Origin of the sequence: Streptomyces sp. NK15101 (assembly GCF_020400725.1) — a bacterium.
Taxonomy (GTDB): domain Bacteria; phylum Actinomycetota; class Actinomycetes; order Streptomycetales; family Streptomycetaceae; genus Streptomyces.
The window spans coordinates 13,418-33,616 of record NZ_JAINVG010000082.1; the positions used below are offsets into that span (position 1 = coordinate 13,418).

The window sequence follows — 20,199 nt, forward strand, 5'->3', positions numbered from 1 at the left end:
TGCGGCTGACGGGACCGTCCAAAGACGACCTCGTCAGTCCACAGAGCGACTCCGTCCAGGATGACGTGGTCGTACACCGCCTCTTCGGGCACGCATCGAGCCGGAGTGCTCGGACCGGACACCGAAGCGGGGTGGGCGGTGGCCTGATCACCGGCAGGTGATCGACGCGATCGCGTTCACGTACCGCACCGGCACACCGTGGATGGTCCTGCCCGAGCACTCCGGCTCGCGGAAAGGCGCCCACAACCGGCTGCGGAAGCGGTCCGCCGACGGCACCTGGGGGAAGGCCCCCACCGCCCTGCTCGCCCGGGCCGACGCCCGAAGGCGACCTCGACCGGATCGTCACGGTCGACTCCACCATCGTCCGGGCTCATCAGCACGCCGCCGGGGCCCGTCCAAAGGGGCCCCGGCCGGCGAGCCGGACCGCTCTGTCCTCGGACTCTCTCGCCGCGGCCTGACCAGCAAGACATCTCATGTCGCTGGAGGTCAACTCGATGGGTGCGGCGTCACGTCCAGCCCCAGCGGTCGGGGGTGATGTGCCTGGCATGTCGGAGCCACCCGATAACATCGCCGCGCGTCATGAGGTGGGACTCGGAGGGGGCCGAACATGCAGGTCGCTGGCGTTGATTTTCGGGTGAATCACCCGGTTCTAGCGCTGGGGTCGACCGACTGGCTGCCGGCGTTGGCTCTGGAGGGCGAGGCCGCGGTCGGGTGCGACACCCATGTGGCGGTCCGAGTTCAGGCTCAGGTTCGGCTCATCAAGGTCCGGCTCTTCACCGAGCCGCTCGACGAAGAGCCGGGGCCGAATCCGTCCTTCACGACTGTCTTCGAGGGGCCGATCTCGTTGGCTGACGGACGGCTGGTCATCGGTGATGTCATGGGTGTGACGCGCTTCGTGAGCCTCATCGGCGAAGGGGGCAGGCGGCGGATCCGTGTCGCCGTCGACGAGCCCGGCTGGAATGCGGCCGCAGTCGACATCTCCGTTGGCCCGCGGCTCTAGGCAGCGAGCGCAACGGGTGTAGCGAAGGCCCGTTCGGGGTCGTAGGGCATGTGGTTCTGCAGGCAGTGGTAGAGGCAGCCGAGAAGCTTGTTGAACAGGTTCCGCAGGGCGGCGGTGTGGCGTTCACCGGTGGCACGTCGGCTGTCGTAGTGCTCGCGGGGTTCGTGCGAGCGCAGGGCTGCGAAGGCCCACATGTAGCCGACGGAGGCCAGCCTCTGGTTCTTGACGGCTCGGGCGACCACGACGCGGCTGCGGCCTGAGGCCCGGGTCACCGGGGCGGCGCCGGCATACGCCTTCAAGGCCCGGGCGTCGGCGAATCGCTCCCGGTCGTCACCGACCTCGGCGATGACGCGGGCTCCGGACAGCACCGACAGGCCGGGGAAGCTGGTGATGATCTCCGAGTCGGGGTGGGAGAGGAACGCTTCCTCGGTGGCCGTCGCGAGGTCGTCGACGCTTCGGCAGGTGGCTTCGAGCTGCTGGATCAGGGCCTGGGCCTGCTTGCCCATGGCCTGCTCGACCTGCGGCAGCTGGTGCAGGCACTCCCTGCGGAAGATCTCCCGGAGCCGTTCGACCTCGGCGTCGGTCCCGCGTCGGAGCCGACCGGCGCGATTGAGCAGAGCACGCAGTTGGCTGCGGGTGAGCCGGGCTGCTGCCGCAGGGGTAGGCGCCGCGGCCAGGACCACACGAGCGTGCTTGGAATCGAGGCCCAGCGTGCCGGAACCGTGAAACGCCTGGAGAGCGGCCGGGTAGTACTCGCGCAGATGGGAGCGGAGTCTGTTGACCATCTGGGTCTTGTCCCAGACCGCGTCCTGATGTGCGCGGGCCAGGACGGCGACAGCCTGGACGAGTTCGCTGTCAGAGGGCAGCGGCCGGTGGGCGGCCATGTCGGTGCGGAGGATGTTGGCCAGGACGCGGGCGTCGGCCGCATCCGACTTGGCCCGGGCGACGCTGCCGCGGTCCCGGTAGCGGGCGGCGGCCAGCGGATTGATCGCGTAGACCTTCCGCCCGGTGGCCCGTAGGCCGGCGACCAGCAGGCCGCGCGGAGTCTCGATCGCCACCGGTATGGGCTCCTCCGGACTGTCGCCGTGGCGGGCCAGCAGCTCTAGCAAGGCGTTGAAGCCGGCGCTGTCGTCGCTGATCCTCAGCTTCGCCAGTTGGGTGCCATGCTGATCGACCAGCGCGATGTCGTGGTGGTTCTCGGCCCAGTCGATGCCGCAGAAGACCTTGCTCAACCTCGTTCTCCCGTTCCTGCGTTGTTTCGCGGTGCTGGTCGGTTCGATGCGGAGCACGCGGCGCTCTAATAGAAGTGCTCAGGGCACGCCATCTCATGAGCCGTTCGTGACTCCAGCGACCGGCAGGGACCTCGGTCTGCTGGAGAGCTCCGGGCTCGCGAACTGCTGAGAGGTCGGCCCCTGCCGGCGGGCTGGGGACATGAAAACCTGGCTGGGTGCGGTGCCATCGGGCGGGGCGCGGTCTTGCTGAAGGGATCGCGTCCCCGGATCCACCTTGGGCCTCCGCCCGACGGCGTGGTGAGGAGGAGCCGGTCTGACCCGAGGGATCACAGTCCCGGAACGGCGGCAGGCTTCCACCTCACACAGCGAGCCCTTGCACTTCCATGCTTAGGCTCACCGCTGAGCTATTAGATCCACCTCGCCGGACTCCATGTCGCCGCCATTCTCATCTGGTCGGCGAGATGATCCGAAGGAAACGGCCTGGTCCTTCCATGGCCGGAGATGGACGGATAACGCCGCATGGCGGTCACGGTCCAGGCACCTCGCCCAGCCGTCGTGGGCATTGTGCTCCTCGGGCCTCCGGCAGTGGCGCAGCGCCCCCGTGAGAGCCGGGACGCCTGGGTGTGGCTCTGTGGCGGCTCCGACCCAGGGGGTGGTCGGAGCCGCCACAGAACATCCGCGACAACGCGGCGCGGACCGACGAGACATCGAGGCCGTCTGAGGAGGAGGGGGCGGCCTTCGATGTTCCGTTCGGTCCCATGGGGCCCCCTTAGTAAATATATATACCGCCAAGTAGGCAAGGGCATGAAAATTTTCATTCCAAACGATCATGTGGGGACCCGAAACCCGGCCCAGTCGTCTCGGCCAGTTCCAGCCGCCTCGGTCGGTTCCAGCCGCCTCAGTCGTCCAGGAAGAAGTCGTGCTGTTCCGCCGCGTGCTCGTACTTCTCGAGCCGAGCCTGCGTACGCTCCGGGTCCGCGTCCGCGATGGCCTGGAGGATGCCCGCGGACAGCACCCCCGGCGCCGCGTACGAGTCGAAGACGAGCCGCGAGCCCGTGCCCGCGGTGAACACCTCGTCGGCCTCGTCGGCCAGCGGCCCGAGCGCGAGGTCCGTGATCAGCGCGACGCGCAGCCCGACACCGTGGGCGGCGCGCACGACGGCGAGGGTCTCCTTGGCGTGCCGCGGCATCGCGAAGGCCAGCACCCACGTACCGCCCGCCTCGCGCGCCTGGAGCAGTCCGTCGTAGGCGACGCTGCCACCCCGCGTCACCACCCGGACATCGGGGTGGATGCGCCGCGCGGCGTACGCGAAATACTCGGCGAGGGAGACCGAGATCCGCAGGCCCACGACGGTCAGGGGGACGGACCGGGCCAGCTCGCGGCCGATGCCGACGATCCGGTCGGGGTCGGCCAGGGCGCGCCGCAGGGACGTCAGGTTCTCGATCTCGGCGTCGATCGCCGACTGGAGCTCGTTACGGTGCCGCCCCTCCCCCTCCCCCTCACCGGGCGCCCCGGCGACCGCGCTGAGCGCGATGGGCTGCAGAGCCTCCCGGAGCGCGGGATAGCCGCTGAAGCCCAGCGAGGAGGCGAACCGGGTCACGGACGGCTGGCTGACCCCCACGCGCTCCGCGAGCTCGGTGATGGACAGGAACGCCGCCTCGGTGAGGTGATCGGTCAGGAACTGGGCGATACGCCGCTGCGCGGGAGACAGCCGGTGCCCGCCGAACAGCGCCCGCACCCGCTCGGCGGGAGAGGCCGTCTCCATCACGGCCTCCGCCTCGGACGAGCCCCTGCCCGGCGTGATCGCGGCTGCCTGTGCACGCGCCTGCTGCCCGGATGCCACGGAGTGTCTCCTTCTCGTCTCGCTGCCGCCCAAGATAGTTCACCCGCGCCCGGCCCCCATGAACCGGAGGCACCGGCCCGCGGGCACCGCCATGGCATCACCATGCGTGGGAAGGCCTGTCTGACTGCGCATCAACGCCATGGGCGAGACCCTGGCACCGGCAGCAGAAGGTTCCCTTTTCGCCACCGGACGTTGAGCCACAGGCCGGACACCGGTTACGCCGAGTTCGACGCCCGCTCCTGGCACCACCCGGCCGGACACGCTCCCGCCACTCGGCACAGGGCGCGGGGCCCGGGGGCAGGACGGGCGCGGCCCGGCGGCCCGTGGTGACCGCCGAGCCGGTGGTGGGTCTTGGTGACGTTCGGCCCCTGCTGGAACAGGGCGGCCATGTCGGTGCCGTGGTGTTCACGACGCGCGGAGAACATGCGCGCGCGTACGCCTCCAGTACGGCACACAGCCGCTCGCCACGGCCCTCGGCCCAGCCCCGCACGACTTCGAGCCCTGCGAAGTGGGCAATCCGCAGCAGAGCCTTGGGGCGGGAACATCCCACACGCCGGCCGGCGAGAACAACCCTCGTGTGAACGGGGAGCAGGAGCCCGATCCCGAATCGGGCTCCATGAGCCGGGACCGTCTGCGTCCTCCTGGAAGTGCACACCTGAGTACGGGTGAACGCGCTCAGGCCCGGGCGACTCAGCGGAAGGCGTGGGCGTTCTCCGGAGCCCACTGCCGGAACGGGCGGGCCGGCGTTCCGGTGATCTGTGAAACCGTGTCGCGCACCATCGACAGCTCGGGGTTCACGTCTCCGCCAGTGACGTCGAGCACGGCGTCCGCGGCCTCGGGCCCGAAGACCGCGACCATCTGTGCGCGGGCCTGCCGGCGGCTGATCTCGGCGAAGGGGACCTCCCTGCCAAGTGCTACCGCGATGGCCTCGACCTGCTGCCGGGCGGTCACCGGCTCCGGACCGGTCAAGGCACAGGTGCGTCCGTGGTGGCCGGGCTCGGTCAGTCCCACGCGTGCCACCTATGCGATGTCCGCAGGGTGGATGGTCTGCAGCGCGGTCCCGGCGTACGGCGCATGGACGGTCTCCCGGCCGCGGACGGAAGCGGCCCGCATCAGGGCGTTCGATGCGAACTGCGTCGGCCGCAGGATCGTCCAGGCCATGCCGCTTGCCTTGAGCAGCTCCTCCACCGCCAGGTTCTCACCGGCGGGGCCGAGGTGCGGGGGTCTGGACGGTGATGGACGACACCAGCACGACGTGCTCCACGCCCGCCTGCCGGGCGGCTTCGAGGATGTCCGCGTCTGAGCCCGGACGCGACACGAGAAACAGCGAGCGCACCCCTCTCAGCACGGACTTCAGCGACGCAGGCTCTGCCAGGTCGCCCTGCACGGCCTCGACCCCTTCGGGGAAGACGGCCCGAGCGGCATCACGGGTGAGCCCCCTCAGGGGCCCGGCACCGCGTGCGTGCAGCTCCTTGAGCAGGGCACTGCCCATGTTTCCAGTGGCTCCGGTCACGAGGATCACGGGCGGGTTTCCCGTCGTCTGATGATCAAGCAGACGACACGCTAGAACCTCAATCGCACTTCAGGTCAAGGCGCCTGGCCATGCCCGCGACCGGACACGTTCGTCCGTACCCGGCTGGGCATGCTCGCGTGTACGCCGACAGGGACCGTCCCGCGTGCGCGGGAAGCAGCCGTGGCCCGGTCGGAGCCCATGGATGCTCGATGAGCCATCCCCACGAGTGTGAGGAGCGGCGTCCTGGCTTCGTCCACGTGAAGTGGTCCCGGCACAACTCCTGTGGCGCCGGTTGGGTGTGAGGGTGGCCTGCCGCACTTGGGCGGTGTGCGCCGTGGCCGGCGGTGCAGGGGGAACGGGTCTCAGCGTGTCCAGATGGACTGTGCTTGCCATGCCCGTCGACGGTGTCAGCGAGATGGATCGAGAAACACGAACCCTCGCGGAGTTCGATGGTGGTGCGGAGGAAGCCGAATCGACCCTGCTGGAGGCGGCGAGCACGTACGAGCACAAGCTCTGGAAGGTGACCCGACGGGAGATCTTCAAATGCTTCAGCCGGTCCTCCTTCCTCCGCGTCCACGGCCGAATGGCTACGTACGGGGTTCTGCTGCAGCTCGCCGAACTGGTCCATGACACTGCGGAGCCCACAGGCAAGCCCCCTGCCTGAAAATGGCCTGCCCCAGAAGCTGTGCCGGAACCCGTGAAGTAGCAGCAACTGATCAGCGGTTCGGGCAGCGGTTGGCGATCTTGGGTGCTGCGCACGTTCACCAGAAATGGCATCGCCCGCCGAGGATCAGGATCGGGGCAGATTATTGATCTTGGCGGTGCCGGCGTCCGGCGGGGCGTCCTGGTGCGAGGAATGACGTCGAGGCGATGTGGCGGTCGTGGTTGTCCGGACTGACATCGTCGGAAGCGAGCTGCGACGGAGTCGCTTCGGACGCGGTTCGAAGCCCTTGGTGCGGCTGACGCGCCGGATTGGGTGCGGTCCGAGATCGATGAGAACCAGCCGGAGCTGGCACGGTTCGCGCTGCTCCGCTCCTTGTGGCGAGGCGCGATCGACGGCTGGGCCGACCCAGGAGCTGGTGCCGTTGGCGGTGGGGCGGTCGACGATGGGGCACGGAGGCGGGGCCGGTGATGGTCTTGTTCAGCTGCTTCTCGGCGGCTGCCTCCACCAGCTCGTTCGCCGTCTTCGTGGGAGGATGCAGCGGACGCGGCAGCCCTGCATCGCGGGTTCGGCGCCCAGGATGATGGGCATGGGGACTTGCCGGTGGCGGCATGCTCGTGAGCCGTGCGGCGTCCGGGCAGCGGCATCTCGATCAACGTACGGGGCCGCCGTCCCGCTCGCCACGCATCTCATGGTCTGCGTCCACCAGGCATCGTGGACCGGGGTGAACTTGACCACAGACGACCCCCACCACAGGCGCCCCCCGCCGAGTCGCCTTCGCAGAAAGCAGCAAACCAGAGACTTCTTCCCTGTCGCCGAAGTGGTTCGGACCGGACTCGGCCCGGTCGCCCTGCTCCCTCAATGATCTTTGAGGGAGCGCGGAGCCGCGCTCCCAGGTATTCGTTCAGGGGAGAAACGTCACTGCCGGGAAAGCCGGGGACGGCCCGTCGAGCAGGTGGCCCCGCCGGTGGCGCAGGTGCTCGTCGAAGAACGCGAGCGGATACGCCTGCTGGATCTTCACAGCCTGGTCGGGATCGAGGGTGCCGATCACGTCCTGGAGCTGCTGCGCGCTCCATCCGAACAGCTTCGCCACCTGCGGGAACAGTGCCTCGTTGTCGCCGCATGAGACGTGGGCGGCACCTTGGGCCTGGATGTTCAGACGCCAGCCCCGCAGGTGCGACCAGAAGGCGGCGACCGCGGGATCCGTGGCTCGGGTGAACTCGGCGGACATCATCATGAACGGCCGCTCCAGGTCGCCGGCCAGTGGCGGCTTCATCTGCATCGGGCCGTCGAGGCTCAGCCCGGCCCGGATGCGGTCGTCGGCGAGCATGGCGCAGGCGGTGGCCGTCCCGCCCTTCGACCAGCCGAGCGCACCGATGCGCCGCGGATCGGGTGACCCGAGCAACCCGGCCGGCAGTTCCCGGCGGTCGACGTCGGGATTGCGCCCCGCGGCGAGTTGCTCGACGCAATCGAGGACGAAAAGCAGGTCGGCGGCGAAGTCCCCGGGCAGCGTCGGCGCCCGCCTGTCGTAGAGTGGGACGGCGATCCGCCCGTCGGGGAACTCGGTGTACGTGTCGTACTGGTGAGCCACCGTCACGGCCGCGTATCCGTGGCTGGCGAGCTCCTGGACCATGACGGTGTGGTCGCCCTGGTGGCTGTGCGCACCGTGCGAGAACACGACGACGGGCAGCCGTCGGCCCGTTCGTCGCACCGGAGCGCCCGCGTGGCCGGCCGTGAGCGGCCCCAGGGGAGCCAGGTCGCCGAACCCGGCATCGGCGAGGAACGCCCGGAGCGCGCCGTCCGGCATCCAGGGCGCCACCGGGTACCGCTGGACGTCCCGGGCGGGATACCAGACGGTGGCCATCAGCTCGCGGAAGCGTCCGGGGCCGGCGATGTCGTCCGGACGCGACCGGTCGACGAGGTGCAGCCGGACGGTGCCCACCGGGTGCGGTCCGGTCGGCGCGGGCAGCATGAGCCGCGTCGCGGCGGGGGCAATGGCGGCCGGGTCGGCCCACGCGGGGCCGGCAGCGGCGGCGAGCGGCACGGTGGCCCCGACGGCCAGCGCGGCTCCCAGCATGCCGCGGCGCGTCATGCCCCTCCGGTTGATGATCGGCGTGTCGGTCATGGCCCCTCCCGTGGTAACGCATGGTCAACTATGCCACCACGGGCAGTCCGTGGGCGCAGGGGAACGGTGTCACGTGCCCCTCCCCCGCGGCATCGGCCCACGGGTGTACACCCCGGGGTCGACGCGGCCGACGGTGCCGTACGGTCGCGAGGCCGTCCCGGTCACCTCGGGCTCGCGGTCCAGCAGGATCGATCGGCCCGCTCCGGCCATGGAACTCAGCCCACGTGTTCGCCCTCGGGCAGCCCGTACACGCGGATCTGCTCGAAGGTGAGCAGAACTCGACAGAACTCGGGTGACTCGGGTGACTCGGGTGACTCGGCTCCAGCAGCTGCTGCACCGCGTCCGGTCGCGTTCGATGTGCTCGCCGGATGTGTCCGGGTCCCCGATGTTTCTCCGGGGATGTTTCTCCAGGGACGTTTCCACGGAGCACCGCGAGGGCGCGGTTCGCGTCGACGCAGCTCGGGAGCGGTCGAGACGACGACAGCGGGGGCAGCGGGGTGCTGTACGGGGCCGGCCGCAAGCTCACCCGGACGCGCCGGGACAGCGTTCTCGCCATGGCGTGGGCGAGGCGGTCCTCACAGGCCCTGCCCTTCGAGACTTCCGTGAGGTGACAAGGGGCTCAGAGTGGCCGGTCGTCGCCTTCGGCCTGGAGGGTGGCGAAGTCGGTGTGGGCCGCGTGGGCGGCTTCGGGATGCGTCTGGTGCTTCTCGTGCTCGACAAGTGCCCGGTGGATGTCGGCCAAGCCAGGGTTCCGGCCCCGGCGCTTGCCGGTGGGGATGATCGCCCTTCCTCGCCGGGAGACGGCCTCATGCCTCGGACTGCGTGCCACTGCCGTGGCGCAGCCGCTGGCGATGTTTGCGCATGGACACCTGAGAGCCGCAGCCAGTACTGCAGTACAGCCCTCCCCCGTTGCGGGTGCGGTCGAAGAAACCGAAATGGCACGGGGGGTTCCGGCACGCCTTGACGCGCCCCCAGTCGCCGCTCTGCGCAAACGTCGTCACCGCCGCCAGTACGGTTCCGAACACGTGCGGCACCCCTGCCTGCGGCGAGGCCAGCTCTACACCACCGGCCGTGACCACCGTCGCCAGCGGGTAGAGCGAACCCACACGTCGCAGGTGCCGCTCGGCACGCTGCAGCGGCTCACCCAGACTTTCCTCATCGCCCGAGTGCGCGAGCAGTACGGTCACCAGGGCGTCGCGCAGCTCGCGCGCGACCGCCGCGTCAGCGTCGGTCACCACGGTTTCGCCGCCGAACTCGTCGCGTTCCGCCAGCCATGCCGCGAACGAGTCCCCGTCCCCGAACAGCTCCTGGCGACCCGATCCGTCCGCGCGCGTGTTCACGAACGCGAGAACGGTCTCCACCGTCGGAGTGACGGTGCGCGGGCTGGGTCTGGGGGATCCGGCTGCCGTAGCGGTCATCCTCCCACAGTACATCAACGGGAGCGGCACTAATCCGGCTAGGGAGCAACTTCCGAGTCGAACCGACGTTGACTAGTTGCGAGCTAACGGCTTACGGTCGCAACATGAATGAAACCTCCAACCACCAGGCCCACCTCCGTACATGGCTGATCACCGGCGCCACGTCCGGCATCGGCCGCGAACTGACGCTCCAGGCACTGGAGAACGGCGACACCGTCTCGGCCCTCGCCCGCGACACCTCTCCCCTGGACGAACTGGCGCAGGCGCACGGTGAGCGCCTCCTTCTCGTCCAGACCGACGTACGGGACGAGCGAGCCGTCCGGGACGCGGTGGAAGGCACGCTCACACGGTTCGGCCGTATCGACGTCGTGGCCAACAACGCGGGATACGGACTGTTCGGAGCCGTTGAGGAGGCCTCCGACACACAGGTGCGTGCCGTGTTCGACACCAATGTCTTCGGAGTGCTCAACGTGCTCCGCGCCACGCTGCCGGTGCTCCGCGCCCAGCGGTCCGGCCACATCCTCCAGGGCTCGTCGGTCTACGGGCAGTCCGCCCACCCCGGCGTGGGTCTGCTGGCTGCCACCAAGTACGCGGTCGAGGGGCTGTCGGACGCGCTCGCGGCCGAGGTCGCACCACTCGGCATCAAGGTCACGATCATCCAGCCCGGGATGACCGCGACCCCCTTCCTCTCCCGCCTCGATGTCGCAGCCGGCCTGGGCGACTACGACCAGACCGTGCGTGAGGTCCAGAAGGGCATCGGAGAGCTGCCGGCGTCCGCGTTCTCCGCCGCGGCACGGATCGCCGCGGGCATCCGGACCGCGGTCGACAGCCCCAACCCTCCGCTGCGCCTGGCCCTTGGCACCTCCAGCGCGACGGGCATGCGCTCCGCTTTGGAGGCACGGCTCGCAGACCTGGACGGCTGGCAGCGCGTGACCGACGCCGTCGACAGGTAGTACGTCACGGATCCCGCCGGGAACATGACCATGGCGGAGATGGTCGGCCCTCCTCACCGCCCGGCCATGACCGGTGGGTCCGGCCGGTGGGTCCGGCCGGTGGGTCCGGCCGGTGGGTCCGGGTCGAAGCCACGACAGACGGCTTCGACCCGGATCCCTGCACCACCATTGCTCCGCACCCTCCCCGGCGGGCCCCGGCCAGGCCACGTCCTCGCCGTAGAACAGGTCGTGGTGGGCGGAGTTCCGGTTCTCCACCATCTGCAGCAGGTGCTCGTGGATCCCCGACGCAGTGCGACTGAGGACCGCAGTCCGTTGTCCGACCAGTGCTTTCAGTGCCGTCGTGCCGGGGCGTGGTCGAGCTGGACCCTGAGTCCGCGGATGGTCGAGCGGGCGGCGTTCAGCCCGTCGCCCTGGTCCTGAACTTGAGCGTCAGGCCGACGACCTGCTGCTCGGGGGGGGGGGGACGCGGGCCTTGAACTGCTCGGTGCCATCCGGTCCGCCGTTGCCGGACCGGCCACCGGAACTGTTCGCCGAGCGCCTCGCCGAGGCGGGCTTCGAGACTGCGGGCCTGGGCGGCGAGCCGGGCGGTGCGGGCGTCGGCCGCGGCGCGAGCTTCTGAGGGGATGTCCCGACGAAGGGGACCACCTTCCGCCCAACTTCCTTCAGACCGTGCCCTATGTAGTGAGGTGGGCGAAGCGCTTGTAGCGGCGGACGGCTGCGGCCAGACCGAGAAGGTCAGGTAGTTGCGGGGATGGCGCTCGTAACGACGGTCGAGCCGGCGGTAGCCAGTCAGCCAGGACGTGGTCCGCCGGCCCCACACGCCGGCCCGCGACCAGATCAGGAACCGGCGGTGAGCGGTCGACTTCGAGACGGTCATAAGAAACGGCGTCTGAAGAGGCAGACAGGGAACCGGGACGAGGCCGGGCATCCACAGCCACCTCTCGGGGTCCGACACTGAAGCGAAGCTGTCCGGCTCGGTGAACTGTTTCCCATGGGCGTAACCGAACTGCTGGGCCGCGTCGAAGTCGGAGCGGTCCTTGACGTGAAGGGCCTGCTGCTTCCCGTCCTCGGAACGGGGATCGGGCATCGCGGCCGGGCGGCGGAGGCCCATTTCCGCACCAGCGGGAAGCGGAGGCCTTCGTCAGGACAGGGGTGTGCGGTGCAGGTTGACGAGCAGGCGCCAGACCCGCTGCGCGATCTCGGTGGGGGTGGCCTCGATGAGGCCGTGCAGCCAGTCGGCGAGAACGCCGGCGAAGGCCGCCGCCACGGCCGAGGCGACCAGGTCGGGTTCCGGCGCGCCGGCCAAGGCGCGCTCCGTGCGGCTGCGGGCGCGCAGGTCCTGGTGCAGCACCTGGCCGAGAGGGCCGCTGCCGCCCGGGCGTAGCAGCTCCCGGTAGAGCCCGCCGTGCAGGGCCAGACGCTCGAAGAAGGCCGGCAGGGCCGGCGGCGGGGTCGAAGGATCGGGTGAACCGCGCCACGCGTGGAGGGCGTCCACGGCTTCGCGAACGATGTCGGCGCAGGCGTCGACGGCGAGCGCCTCCAGGTCCGCGTAGTGGAGGTAGAACGTTGCACGGCCGACTGCCGCCCGGCGCACGAGGGCGGCGACGCTGACCTCTCCCAGGGGGCGGTGGGCGCATTCCTCCAGCAGTGCCTGGCGCAGTTTGGCCCGGGTCCGTGCCGTACGGGGATCTGCCTGCACTTCGGTCACCGGGCGAGCAGGACGGCGGCCAGTGCCAGTGCCCCGGGCAGCGCCTGGGCGACGAAGATGCGCCGGTTGGCGGTGAATCCGCCGTACAGCCCGGCGATGAGCACGCAGGAGAGGAAGAAGACCTGGACCCGGAACCCGGTCGGGTCCCCTGCGATCAGGCCCCACACCAGTCCGGCGGCCAGGAACCCGTTGTACAGCCCTTGGTTCGCGGCAAGCGGGGCGGTGGCGCGGGCCGTGTCCGCGTCGAAGCCGGAGAGGCCGCGGCCCGGCTTCTTCTCCCACAGGAACATCTCGAGAACCAAGATGTACGCGTGCAGCGCGGCTACCAGCGCGACCAGCACGTTCGCAGTTACGTTCATGGGGCATCTCCCGTAAAGATCATGGACAGGTGTCCATGATACCTGAACATGTGTCCATGATCTTTGTCGGCGGTCCACCGACCTGCAGGCAGCGGTCCGGGGCGCCGCGCCCGGGGCTCGGGGCGGCGGAACCGGAGTGGGGGTCCCGGGTCTCTGCCGCTGGACCGCATCCCGCATGAAGCCATGCATGCCCTCGGTTTCAAGGCGTTCCAGTGGCAATGCGCTCTCGATTGCGGGAGCGATCCCACGCTCTCGTCCCGACCGGGAGGAAAGCCGTGACCGCCGGACTGCCGGCCGAGCACGCCGAGGAGACGAGGGCCGTCTCCGCCCTCCTCGTGGTCCAGTAGTGCCGGACAGCGGCGCGACGGCCGTCCCCTGAGGCAGGCTGGGCATCATGAGCGACTTGCACGGTACTTCCGTCGTCCTGCGTCCTTCCGCCCTCGAGGATGTCCCCGCCCTCGCCGCCATCCGGGCCACGCCCGAGGTTCGGGCGCGTTGGCTCGGCGAGGACGACCTGGCCGGGGAGGTCGTCTCCGACCTGGAGGATCCCTCCACCCGCTGCCTGACGGTCCGGTACCGCGACCGGATCGTCGGCATGATCCAGTGGTACTCCGAGGAGGACCCGGGGTACCGGCACGCCGGGATCGACCTCTTCCTCGATCCGTCGGTGCACGGTCGGGGCCTGGGCACCGACGCCGTCCGCACTCTCGCCCGACACCTCGTCGACGACTGCGGGTACCACCGGCTGGTCATCGATCCGGCGGCCGACAACGCGGCCGCAATCCGCTGTTACGAGAAGGTCGGGTTCCGGACCGTCGGCGTGATGCGCCAGTACGAGCGGGGCGCGGACGGCACCTGGCACGACGGTCTGCTGATGGACCTGCTGGCGGCGGAGTTGGTGCGCTGAGTCCCGTTCTCGCCCCCTGCCCCTCCACCTGACGTTCTTCACGCGGCCGCGTCGGTTCTCCGGTTCCGGTGAACCGGACGGCGCACGAGGCGGCCATGCGGAACGAGCTGGTGGGGTCACCCCCGCGAGGGAAGAACCAGCGGGAAGAATGAGGGGTGAACAACCACGACCGTGGTGAACCACACCGCGAGACCAATCCTCTTGGCCCGGGCGACCACGCTCCCGGCCAAGAGTGGGGCCGCAGTCCAGTCGCTTCAGTCGCCGGCGACGGCGTGCCCACTGACGGGGGCGCCTCCGCCCGGACAGGGAGCACGTCCATGCCGCGCCGAAATCGGAGCGCCGGGAACGCCGTTGCCCTGTAATACTCATCCGATGATCGATCCGCCGACCGCCGTCCTGGACTCGCTGTCCGGTCTCGCCTTCGGTGATGCCTTCGGCGACTGCTGGTTCGGCATCCTGCGCCGCGAAGGCACCGCAGCCCTGGAAGCACGAACCCCGCCCCCGGGGCCACTGTGGCGGTGGAGCGACGACACCGCCCAGGCGCTCGTGCTCGTACGGGAACTCGCCCAGAGCAGCGGTGATGTCGACCAGGACCGCCTCGCCCTGCGACTTGCCGAGGCCTACGCCCACGACACGCACCGCGGCTACGGGGCCTCCATGCACGACGTGCTCCGCCGGATCGGCGCGGGCCAGCCCTGGCGGGAGGTGGTCGCCGGACAGTTCGACGGCCAAGGATCCTGGGGCAACGGCGCGGCCATGCGCGTCGCGCCGCTCGGCGCCTGGCACTCCGCCGACCTCGACGCCGTCGTCGAGCAGGCCGCCCGCCAGAGCGCGGTGTCGCATCACCACCCGGAAGCGGCCGCCGCGGCGGTGGCCGTGGCCCTCGCCGCGGCGCTGGCAACCCGCAGTCGCGGCGGGCCCGCCCCGGCACGCCCGGACTTCCTCCACGCCATCGCCGCACTGCTCCCCCACAGCGACGTCCGATCGGGACTGCGGATCGCGGCCCGAATGCCGGCGCACACCTCGGTCCAACACGCGGCGAAGGTCCTGGGATCCGGCTACCGGATGTCCGGACCCGACACCGCGCCCTACGCCCTGTGGTGTGCGGCAGGACACCTCGACGACCTCCACGAAGGGCTGTGGACCACCGTCGCCGGGCGCGGCGACATCGACACCACCTGCGCCATCGCGGGCGGAGTGATCGCCGCTCGTACGGGCACCACCGCGCTCCCGCCCGTCTGGCACACCACCCGTGAACCGCTGCCCCCCTTCACATCGCGGTAGGAACCCAGGAAGACTTACGCGTCCATCCGAACAGGGGGTACGGCTCGAAGCGGCGACTGCGCGCCCTCGCGCCCGATACACCATCGCAGGGGACGGGACCGCAGGGGACGGCGGCTTGGCCGCGAGTCCGGCGGTGGTGGTGAAGTAGACGCGGTGTCCGGTGTCGACCGCGGCCCGGCCGAGGGCGACGGACGACGAGGGCGACGGACGACATGGTCTCGCCGACGCCGGGAGGTCCGACGACCAGGACCCCGGAGGCGGTGTCGAGGAGGCGCGGGGAGGCCGGGGTCAGGTGGGGGGCCGGGAGACGAAGACCCGTTCCAGTAGGGCGTACAGGCAGTCCCTGTCCTGGTCGTCGAGTCTGTCCAGGCCTTCCTGCGTGGTGCGCATCTTCGCGCGGATCGCGTCAGTGACGCGCTCGCCCTCGGCCGTGAGGATGACGTTCTTGACGCGCCGGTCGGAGGCGTCGGCCTCGCGGCGCACCAGCCCTCGCTGCTCCAGCCGGTCGATGATCCCGGTCATGTTGGAAGCGTCGCAGGCCATGGTCCCGGCCAGGGCACGCATCGCGGCGGGCCCCCGGCGCAGCACGGTCAAGGCCTTGCCCTGGCTCGCCGTGAGGTTCTCGCTCGCCGCCGCGACGGTGAAATCTCCGTAGTAGACGCCGAGCGACACGGAGAGCAGCTCCATGAGCTGGTTCGTGTCGACGCGGGGGCCTTCTGTCATGGGGCCACCCTATCCGGGAATGCTTGACCATCTCAAGCATCTGCCTCTACCTTCTCCCCATTGCATGAAGTTCTCAAGCATCAAGGTTGTCAAGTAGTAGCCATGAGGAGCGTCCCTGTGACCGTCACCGCGTCCCCCGCCTCCCGCGCGGCCGAGATCCTGTCCCGGCCCGTCACACTGAACGGCCTGACCGTCCCGAACCGCATCGCGATGGCGCCCATGACGCGCATGTTCTCCCCCGGCGGAGTCCCCGGCGAGGACGTGCGGTCGTACTACGCCCGCCGCGCCGCCGCCGGCGTGGGCCTGATCGTCACCGAGGGGACCTACGTCGGCCACGAGTCGGCCGGACAGAGCGACCGCGTGCCGCGCTTCCACGGCGAGGAGCAGCTGGCGGGTTGGGCGAAGGTCGCCGAGGCCGTGCACGTGGCGGGCGGCCCGATCGTGCCGCAGCTGTGGCACATCGGCATGGTGCGCCGGCAGGGTCAGGCCCCCTACCCCGACGCCCCCGCCATGGGTCCCTCCGGCATCCGCACCGACGGGACCGAGGGCACGGGCAAGGCGATGACCCAGAGCGATCTGGACGAGGTCGTCGGCGCCTTCGCCGAAGCCGCCGCGGCGGCCGAACGCATCGGCTTCGACGGCGTCGAGCTGCACGGCGCCCACGGCTACCTCATCGACCAGTTCCTGTGGGCGGGAACGAACCGTCGTACCGACGCCTACGGCGGCGACCCCGTGGCCCGTACGAAGTTCGCGGCCGAGATCGTGGCCGCGGTCCGGGAGAACGTCTCCCCGGACTTCCCGGTGATCTTCCGCTACTCGCAGTGGAAGCAGGACGCCTACGACGCGCGGCTCGCCGAGACCCCGGAGGAGCTGGAGGCGATCCTGACCCCGCTCGCAGCGGCCGGCGTCGACGTCTTCCACGCCTCCACCCGCCGCCACTGGATACCCGAGTTCGAAGGCTCGGACCTGAACCTGGCAGGCTGGACCAAGAAGCTCACCGGCAGGCCGACCATCACCGTCGGCTCGGTCGGCCTCGACGGCGACTTCATCCACGCCTTCGCGGGCAAGGGCGCCCCGGTCCAGGGCATCGACGATCTCCTCGACCGCCTGGAGCGCGACGAATTCGACATGGTCGCCGTCGGCCGTGCGCTGCTCCAGGACCCGGAGTGGGCGGCGAAGGTCCTGGCCGGGCGGACCGACGAGCTGAAGCCGTACGACGCGGCTGCGGTCAATACGCTGAGCTAGGGCCTGTCTCCCTGATCCGCGCACATTTGGTTCGCGTGGTTCGACTGCTCGGTGGCAGAGTGCAGTTATGGATCAAGCAGAGGTACTGCTCATCGGAGGGCGCGCCGGCGTCGGCAAGACGACGGTTGGATGGGAGGTCTCAGCACGACTGCGTGCTGCGATGGTTCCCCACTGTGTGATCGAAGGTGACTTCATGGGGCAGGCCCATCCCGCTCCGGAGGGGGACCCACACCGCAGTAAGATCACCGAGCGCAATTTGGCGGCGCTCTGGTCGAACTATGCCGGGCTCGGGTACCGCCGCCTGATCTACACGAACACGGTGAGCGTCCTGGCCGAGAACGAGGGCATGTTCCTACGCGCCATGGGTGCGGACGTCAGGATCGTGCGGGTGCTGCTCACCGCGTCCGACGCCACCGCCCGTGAGCGGCTGACCGGCCGGGAACTGGGCTCGGAGCTGGAGCAGGAGCTGGAGGGCAGCGCCCGCAAGGCGCGGATCTTGGATGAGCAGGCACCCCCGGACACGGTGCGAGTGGCGACTGACGGACGGACCGTCGTCGACATAGCGCGCGAGGTCGTGAGCGCCACCGGATGGCTGGCGAACGTATCCGGGTAGGTTCCTCGCCGCTCAGAGTCGGGTCCAGATGAGGATGGCGGCAACATGGAGTGCGGCCTGGTAAGCGATGATGAGCTTGTCCGTTCGCAAGGCCAGACCTCGCCACTGCTCGAGCCGGTTGAGGCATCGCTCGACCGCGTTGCGCTGCTTGTACCCGTCGGCATCGAACGCCGGTGGGCGGTCGCCGGCGCGGCCTCGCCGCAGACGGTGACCGACCTGGTCGGACGGCTGAGAAATGACAGCGCGGATCCCACGTCGGCGGAGGCGACTCCGGATTGCGCGAGATGGGTACGCGCGGTCCGCCAGGACGGCATCGGGACGGGTCCTCGGTCTTCCGGGGCCGCTTCGCGGAACACGGATGGCGGCCGTGGCAGCGTCGAAGGCCGGGCATCACCCGCCTCCCTGGAGGCATGGGGTCGCCACCATGTGTTGCCAGCGGCCCCAAGTACTGTCCGGCGGATCATGGGACCGTCTGACCGGTGGTTCGGTGGTTCGGCCGTGGGCCGGAGGGATCTGACGAATCGCGAGTGGTCGCTGCTGGAGCCACACCTGCCACCACTGGGTGGTCGGGGCGGCCGGTGGAACGACCACCGGACCGTGGTCAACGGGATCCTGTTCCGAATCCGCACCGGTGTCCCATGGCGTGACCTGCCGGAACGCCATGGCTCGTGGAAGACCGTCTACGAGCGGCATCGTCGCCGGCCGGCGGACGGCACCTGGGACCGGATCCTGCACGCGGTCCAAGCCGACGCCGACCTCGCGGGCCGGATCGACTGGTCGATGGTCGGTGTCGACCCGACGTCCTGCCGGGCCCGTCAGCACGCGGCCGGGGCCCGCAAGGCCCGGCCGCGGGTTCCGAAAAAAGGACGATGCCCCGGCACCACCGCCCCGACGAGGGACTCGGACGGCCCCGGGGCGGCCTGACCTGCAAGATCCACCTCGCCGGCGATGGCGGCTGGCGCCCCATGGACCTCCTGCTCACACCAGGCCAGTGGGGTGATGCCCCAAATGATCGAGGTTCTGGACCGGACCCGGGTTCCCTGGCCGCTGGGCGGACGACCCCGGACCCGGCCGGACCGCGTCAGTGGCGACAAGGCATACAGTTCACGCCGCAACCGCCGCTACCTGCGAAGACATCGGATCTGGCACACCATCCCCGAGCCCATGGACCAGCGGGCCGATCGCCGACGCAGAGGCGGCTTGGGCGGCAGGCCCATCGGTTTCGACCGTGACCGCTACCGGCGGCGCAACGAAGTCGGAGCGGACCATCAGCCGGCTCAAGAACTCTCTTGCGGTCGCGACTCGTTACGACAAGAGGGCCTACGTCTTCCACGGCACCGTCACCGCAGCAGCGGTCCGGTTATGGCTCCGCCCGTGACGAGCCGGACGGTACCCAGTGACGGGATTATCAGCGCTGCCAGAGAAACGCGGCCTTGGCGCAGGGGCGGCAGGTGAAGACGTAGCCACGGCCTCCGCCTCCGAAGTTCGCCGAGGTGGCGAAGTCGTGTCCCTCCTCCAGTTCCGCGGCGAATGTCATTCGAACGCTGCAGGAAGGGCAGACGGGGGTCTCGTCGCTCTGGAGCCAGTCCGGTTCGCCGCCCAGTCGCCCCAGAACCCGTTCGAGGGCCGGTGTGTGCTCAGGGCGGAGGCGAAGAGCGGTGACCGCACCGAGATCCGTTTCACCCTCGGCCGGAACGGTGGCCGGGGAGAGCCGCTCGCCGTCGAAAAGGAAGGCGGCATTGCCTCCGGCAGTGGCGCTCCAGTCGTCACACATACCCGGGTCGTTCTGGCAGAAGAACACCGCCGCCACGCCAAAGGGCAGCGGCAGGTGCGCGAGAAACTGCATGGCTCCATCGCACTCGCGGCATAGGGGCCATACGAAGCCCTCCGGAACTAGCGGGACGCCGCCGGTGCGCGGGACGGGCGCGTCGGCGGTGGTCTTCCCGTCGTGGATCAGCAACATGCCACCAGGTTACGTTCTGCTTCGAAGACCAGGACAAAGGGCCAGGAGCTTTCTCGGTTCCTCCGTTCACCGGTGCGCCCCGACAAGATCCGCCGGACAGGCTCTAATACTGCAACGGTCTTTGTCGTGACGGTTGGGCAGGTGGGTCGTTGGTCTGGTCATGGGTGGGGAGCTTGCTGACGCCCGGTCGTGGGCGGATGAACTGAAGGCTCTGCCCGAGCGGTTCGTGCACCGTTTCGCCAGGTCGGAGCCGCGTGAGTCGGCGCTGGCGTATATGCGAGGGCTGTTCGCTCCACTGGAGCGGAAGAACGGCTGGACACTGGCGGAGGAGGCCGGCCATGCGGGACCGGACCGCCTCCACCGGCTGCTGAACCGGATCGACTGGGACGCGGAGGAGGTCCTGGACGACGTGCGCGAGTACGTCGTGGAGCATCTGGGTGACCCGCAGGCGGTGCTGATCGTGGACGACACCGGCTTCCTGAAGAAGGGGACCCGGTCGGCCGGGGTCCAGCGGCAGTACTCCGGAACCGCGGGCCGCACGGAGAACTGCCAGGTCGGCGTCTTCCTCGCCTATGCCACCGACCGCGGCCGCACCCTGATCGACCGCCGCCTCTACCTCCCGGTGTCCTGGACCGACGACCGTGAACGCTGC

Annotated in this window: 18 protein-coding genes and 4 pseudogenes; 10 read left to right on the top strand and 12 right to left on the bottom strand. The window is 69.8% G+C overall.

Annotated features, from left to right (window positions below; genetic code table 11):
• The first annotated feature begins 94 nt into the window (after positions 1-94).
• The gene (locus K7G60_RS39530; RefSeq protein ID WP_225804314.1) at positions 95-535 is read left to right on the top strand and encodes a transposase; all 441 of its coding nucleotides are present in this window, start codon (positions 95-97) and stop codon (positions 533-535) included.
• A gap of 72 nt (positions 536-607) precedes the next feature.
• Positions 608-1,000 (top strand): hypothetical protein, encoded by a 393-nt coding sequence (locus tag K7G60_RS31025; protein WP_225804299.1) that lies wholly within the window; start codon positions 608-610, stop codon positions 998-1,000.
• Here K7G60_RS31025 and K7G60_RS31030 read toward each other — a convergent pair.
• The 3 genes and pseudogenes from K7G60_RS31030 to K7G60_RS31040 form a co-directional block, all read right to left on the bottom strand.
• Positions 997-2,232, bottom strand: coding sequence for an IS110 family transposase (locus tag K7G60_RS31030; protein ID WP_225804300.1), 1,236 nt, complete (start codon positions 2,230-2,232; stop codon positions 997-999). The genes K7G60_RS31025 and K7G60_RS31030 overlap by 4 nt on opposite strands.
• Positions 2,233-3,130: 898 nt before the next feature.
• Positions 3,131-4,075 (bottom strand): MurR/RpiR family transcriptional regulator, encoded by a 945-nt coding sequence (locus K7G60_RS31035; protein WP_225804301.1) that lies wholly within the window; start codon positions 4,073-4,075, stop codon positions 3,131-3,133.
• Between the two features lie 690 nt (positions 4,076-4,765).
• A pseudogene (locus tag K7G60_RS31040) lies at positions 4,766-5,597 on the bottom strand (NAD(P)H-binding protein).
• A 382-nt stretch (positions 5,598-5,979) separates the two neighbouring features.
• Between K7G60_RS31040 and K7G60_RS31045 the strand changes: the two are divergent.
• Positions 5,980-6,252, top strand: a complete 273-nt coding sequence (locus K7G60_RS31045; RefSeq protein WP_225804302.1) for a hypothetical protein — start codon at positions 5,980-5,982, stop codon at positions 6,250-6,252.
• A 901-nt stretch (positions 6,253-7,153) separates the two neighbouring features.
• On the opposite strand, the gene K7G60_RS31050 is transcribed toward K7G60_RS31045, so the two are convergent.
• The 3 genes from K7G60_RS31050 to K7G60_RS31055 all read right to left on the bottom strand — a co-directional run bounded on the left by K7G60_RS31050 (position 7,154) and on the right by K7G60_RS31055 (position 9,735).
• Positions 7,154-8,374, bottom strand: coding sequence for an acetylhydrolase (locus K7G60_RS31050; protein WP_225804303.1), 1,221 nt, complete (start codon positions 8,372-8,374; stop codon positions 7,154-7,156).
• Positions 8,375-8,993: 619 nt separating this feature from the next.
• Entirely contained in the window at positions 8,994-9,116 is a 123-nt protein-coding gene (locus K7G60_RS38985; RefSeq protein WP_263986518.1) for a hypothetical protein, read from the bottom strand.
• 64 nt (positions 9,117-9,180) lie between these two features.
• On the bottom strand, positions 9,181-9,735 hold the full coding sequence (locus K7G60_RS31055; protein ID WP_225804304.1) for a CGNR zinc finger domain-containing protein: 555 nt from the start codon (positions 9,733-9,735) through the stop codon (positions 9,181-9,183).
• 161 nt (positions 9,736-9,896) lie between these two features.
• Between K7G60_RS31055 and K7G60_RS31060 the strand changes: the two genes are divergently transcribed.
• Positions 9,897-10,745, top strand: coding sequence for an SDR family NAD(P)-dependent oxidoreductase (locus K7G60_RS31060; protein ID WP_225804305.1), 849 nt, complete (start codon positions 9,897-9,899; stop codon positions 10,743-10,745).
• 674 nt (positions 10,746-11,419) lie between these two features.
• Here the strand turns inward: K7G60_RS31060 and K7G60_RS31065 are convergent.
• From K7G60_RS31065 to K7G60_RS31075, 3 genes and pseudogenes are all read right to left on the bottom strand, one after another.
• A pseudogene (locus K7G60_RS31065) lies at positions 11,420-11,553 on the bottom strand (IS5/IS1182 family transposase); the annotation flags it as partial.
• Between the two features lie 333 nt (positions 11,554-11,886).
• Complete coding sequence (locus tag K7G60_RS31070; RefSeq protein ID WP_225804315.1) at positions 11,887-12,444, bottom strand: TetR/AcrR family transcriptional regulator; 558 nt, start codon at positions 12,442-12,444, stop codon at positions 11,887-11,889.
• A gap of 5 nt (positions 12,445-12,449) precedes the next feature.
• A complete protein-coding gene (locus tag K7G60_RS31075) occupies positions 12,450-12,812 on the bottom strand; it encodes a DUF1304 domain-containing protein (RefSeq protein WP_225804306.1) in 363 nt (120 codons plus the stop codon).
• A 394-nt stretch (positions 12,813-13,206) separates the two neighbouring features.
• On the opposite strand from K7G60_RS31075, the gene K7G60_RS31080 reads away from it, so the two are divergent.
• Positions 13,207-13,719, top strand: coding sequence for a GNAT family N-acetyltransferase (locus tag K7G60_RS31080; protein ID WP_225804307.1), 513 nt, complete (start codon positions 13,207-13,209; stop codon positions 13,717-13,719).
• Between the two features lie 372 nt (positions 13,720-14,091).
• A complete protein-coding gene (locus tag K7G60_RS31085) occupies positions 14,092-15,003 on the top strand; it encodes an ADP-ribosylglycohydrolase family protein (protein WP_225804308.1) in 912 nt (303 codons plus the stop codon).
• 288 nt (positions 15,004-15,291) lie between these two features.
• Here the strand turns inward: K7G60_RS31085 and K7G60_RS31090 are convergent, their stop codons facing one another.
• Positions 15,292-15,726 (bottom strand): MarR family winged helix-turn-helix transcriptional regulator, encoded by a 435-nt coding sequence (locus K7G60_RS31090; RefSeq protein WP_225804309.1) that lies wholly within the window; start codon positions 15,724-15,726, stop codon positions 15,292-15,294.
• A gap of 117 nt (positions 15,727-15,843) precedes the next feature.
• Here K7G60_RS31090 and K7G60_RS31095 point away from each other — a divergent pair, with 117 nt between their 5' ends.
• Both K7G60_RS31095 and K7G60_RS31100 read left to right on the top strand, forming a co-directional pair.
• Positions 15,844-16,971, top strand: coding sequence for an NADH:flavin oxidoreductase (locus K7G60_RS31095; protein ID WP_225804310.1), 1,128 nt, complete (start codon positions 15,844-15,846; stop codon positions 16,969-16,971).
• A 67-nt stretch (positions 16,972-17,038) separates the two neighbouring features.
• Positions 17,039-17,584 carry an AAA family ATPase gene (locus tag K7G60_RS31100; RefSeq protein ID WP_225804311.1) on the top strand — a complete coding sequence of 182 codons (546 nt, stop codon included), beginning with the start codon at positions 17,039-17,041 and terminating at the stop codon, positions 17,582-17,584.
• 12 nt (positions 17,585-17,596) lie between these two features.
• Here K7G60_RS31100 and K7G60_RS31105 read toward each other — a convergent pair.
• Positions 17,597-18,078: pseudogene (locus tag K7G60_RS31105) on the bottom strand (transposase); the annotation flags it as partial.
• 4 nt (positions 18,079-18,082) lie between these two features.
• On the opposite strand from K7G60_RS31105, the pseudogene K7G60_RS31110 reads away from it, so the two are divergent.
• A pseudogene (locus K7G60_RS31110) lies at positions 18,083-18,962 on the top strand (IS5 family transposase).
• Positions 18,963-18,992: 30 nt separating this feature from the next.
• Here the strand turns inward: K7G60_RS31110 and K7G60_RS31115 are convergent.
• Positions 18,993-19,547, bottom strand: coding sequence for a hypothetical protein (locus K7G60_RS31115; protein ID WP_225804312.1), 555 nt, complete (start codon positions 19,545-19,547; stop codon positions 18,993-18,995).
• 160 nt (positions 19,548-19,707) lie between these two features.
• Between K7G60_RS31115 and K7G60_RS31120 the strand changes: the two genes are divergently transcribed.
• The coding region (locus K7G60_RS31120; RefSeq protein ID WP_225804313.1) for an IS701 family transposase at positions 19,708-20,199 on the top strand (492 nt) is incomplete at its 3' end.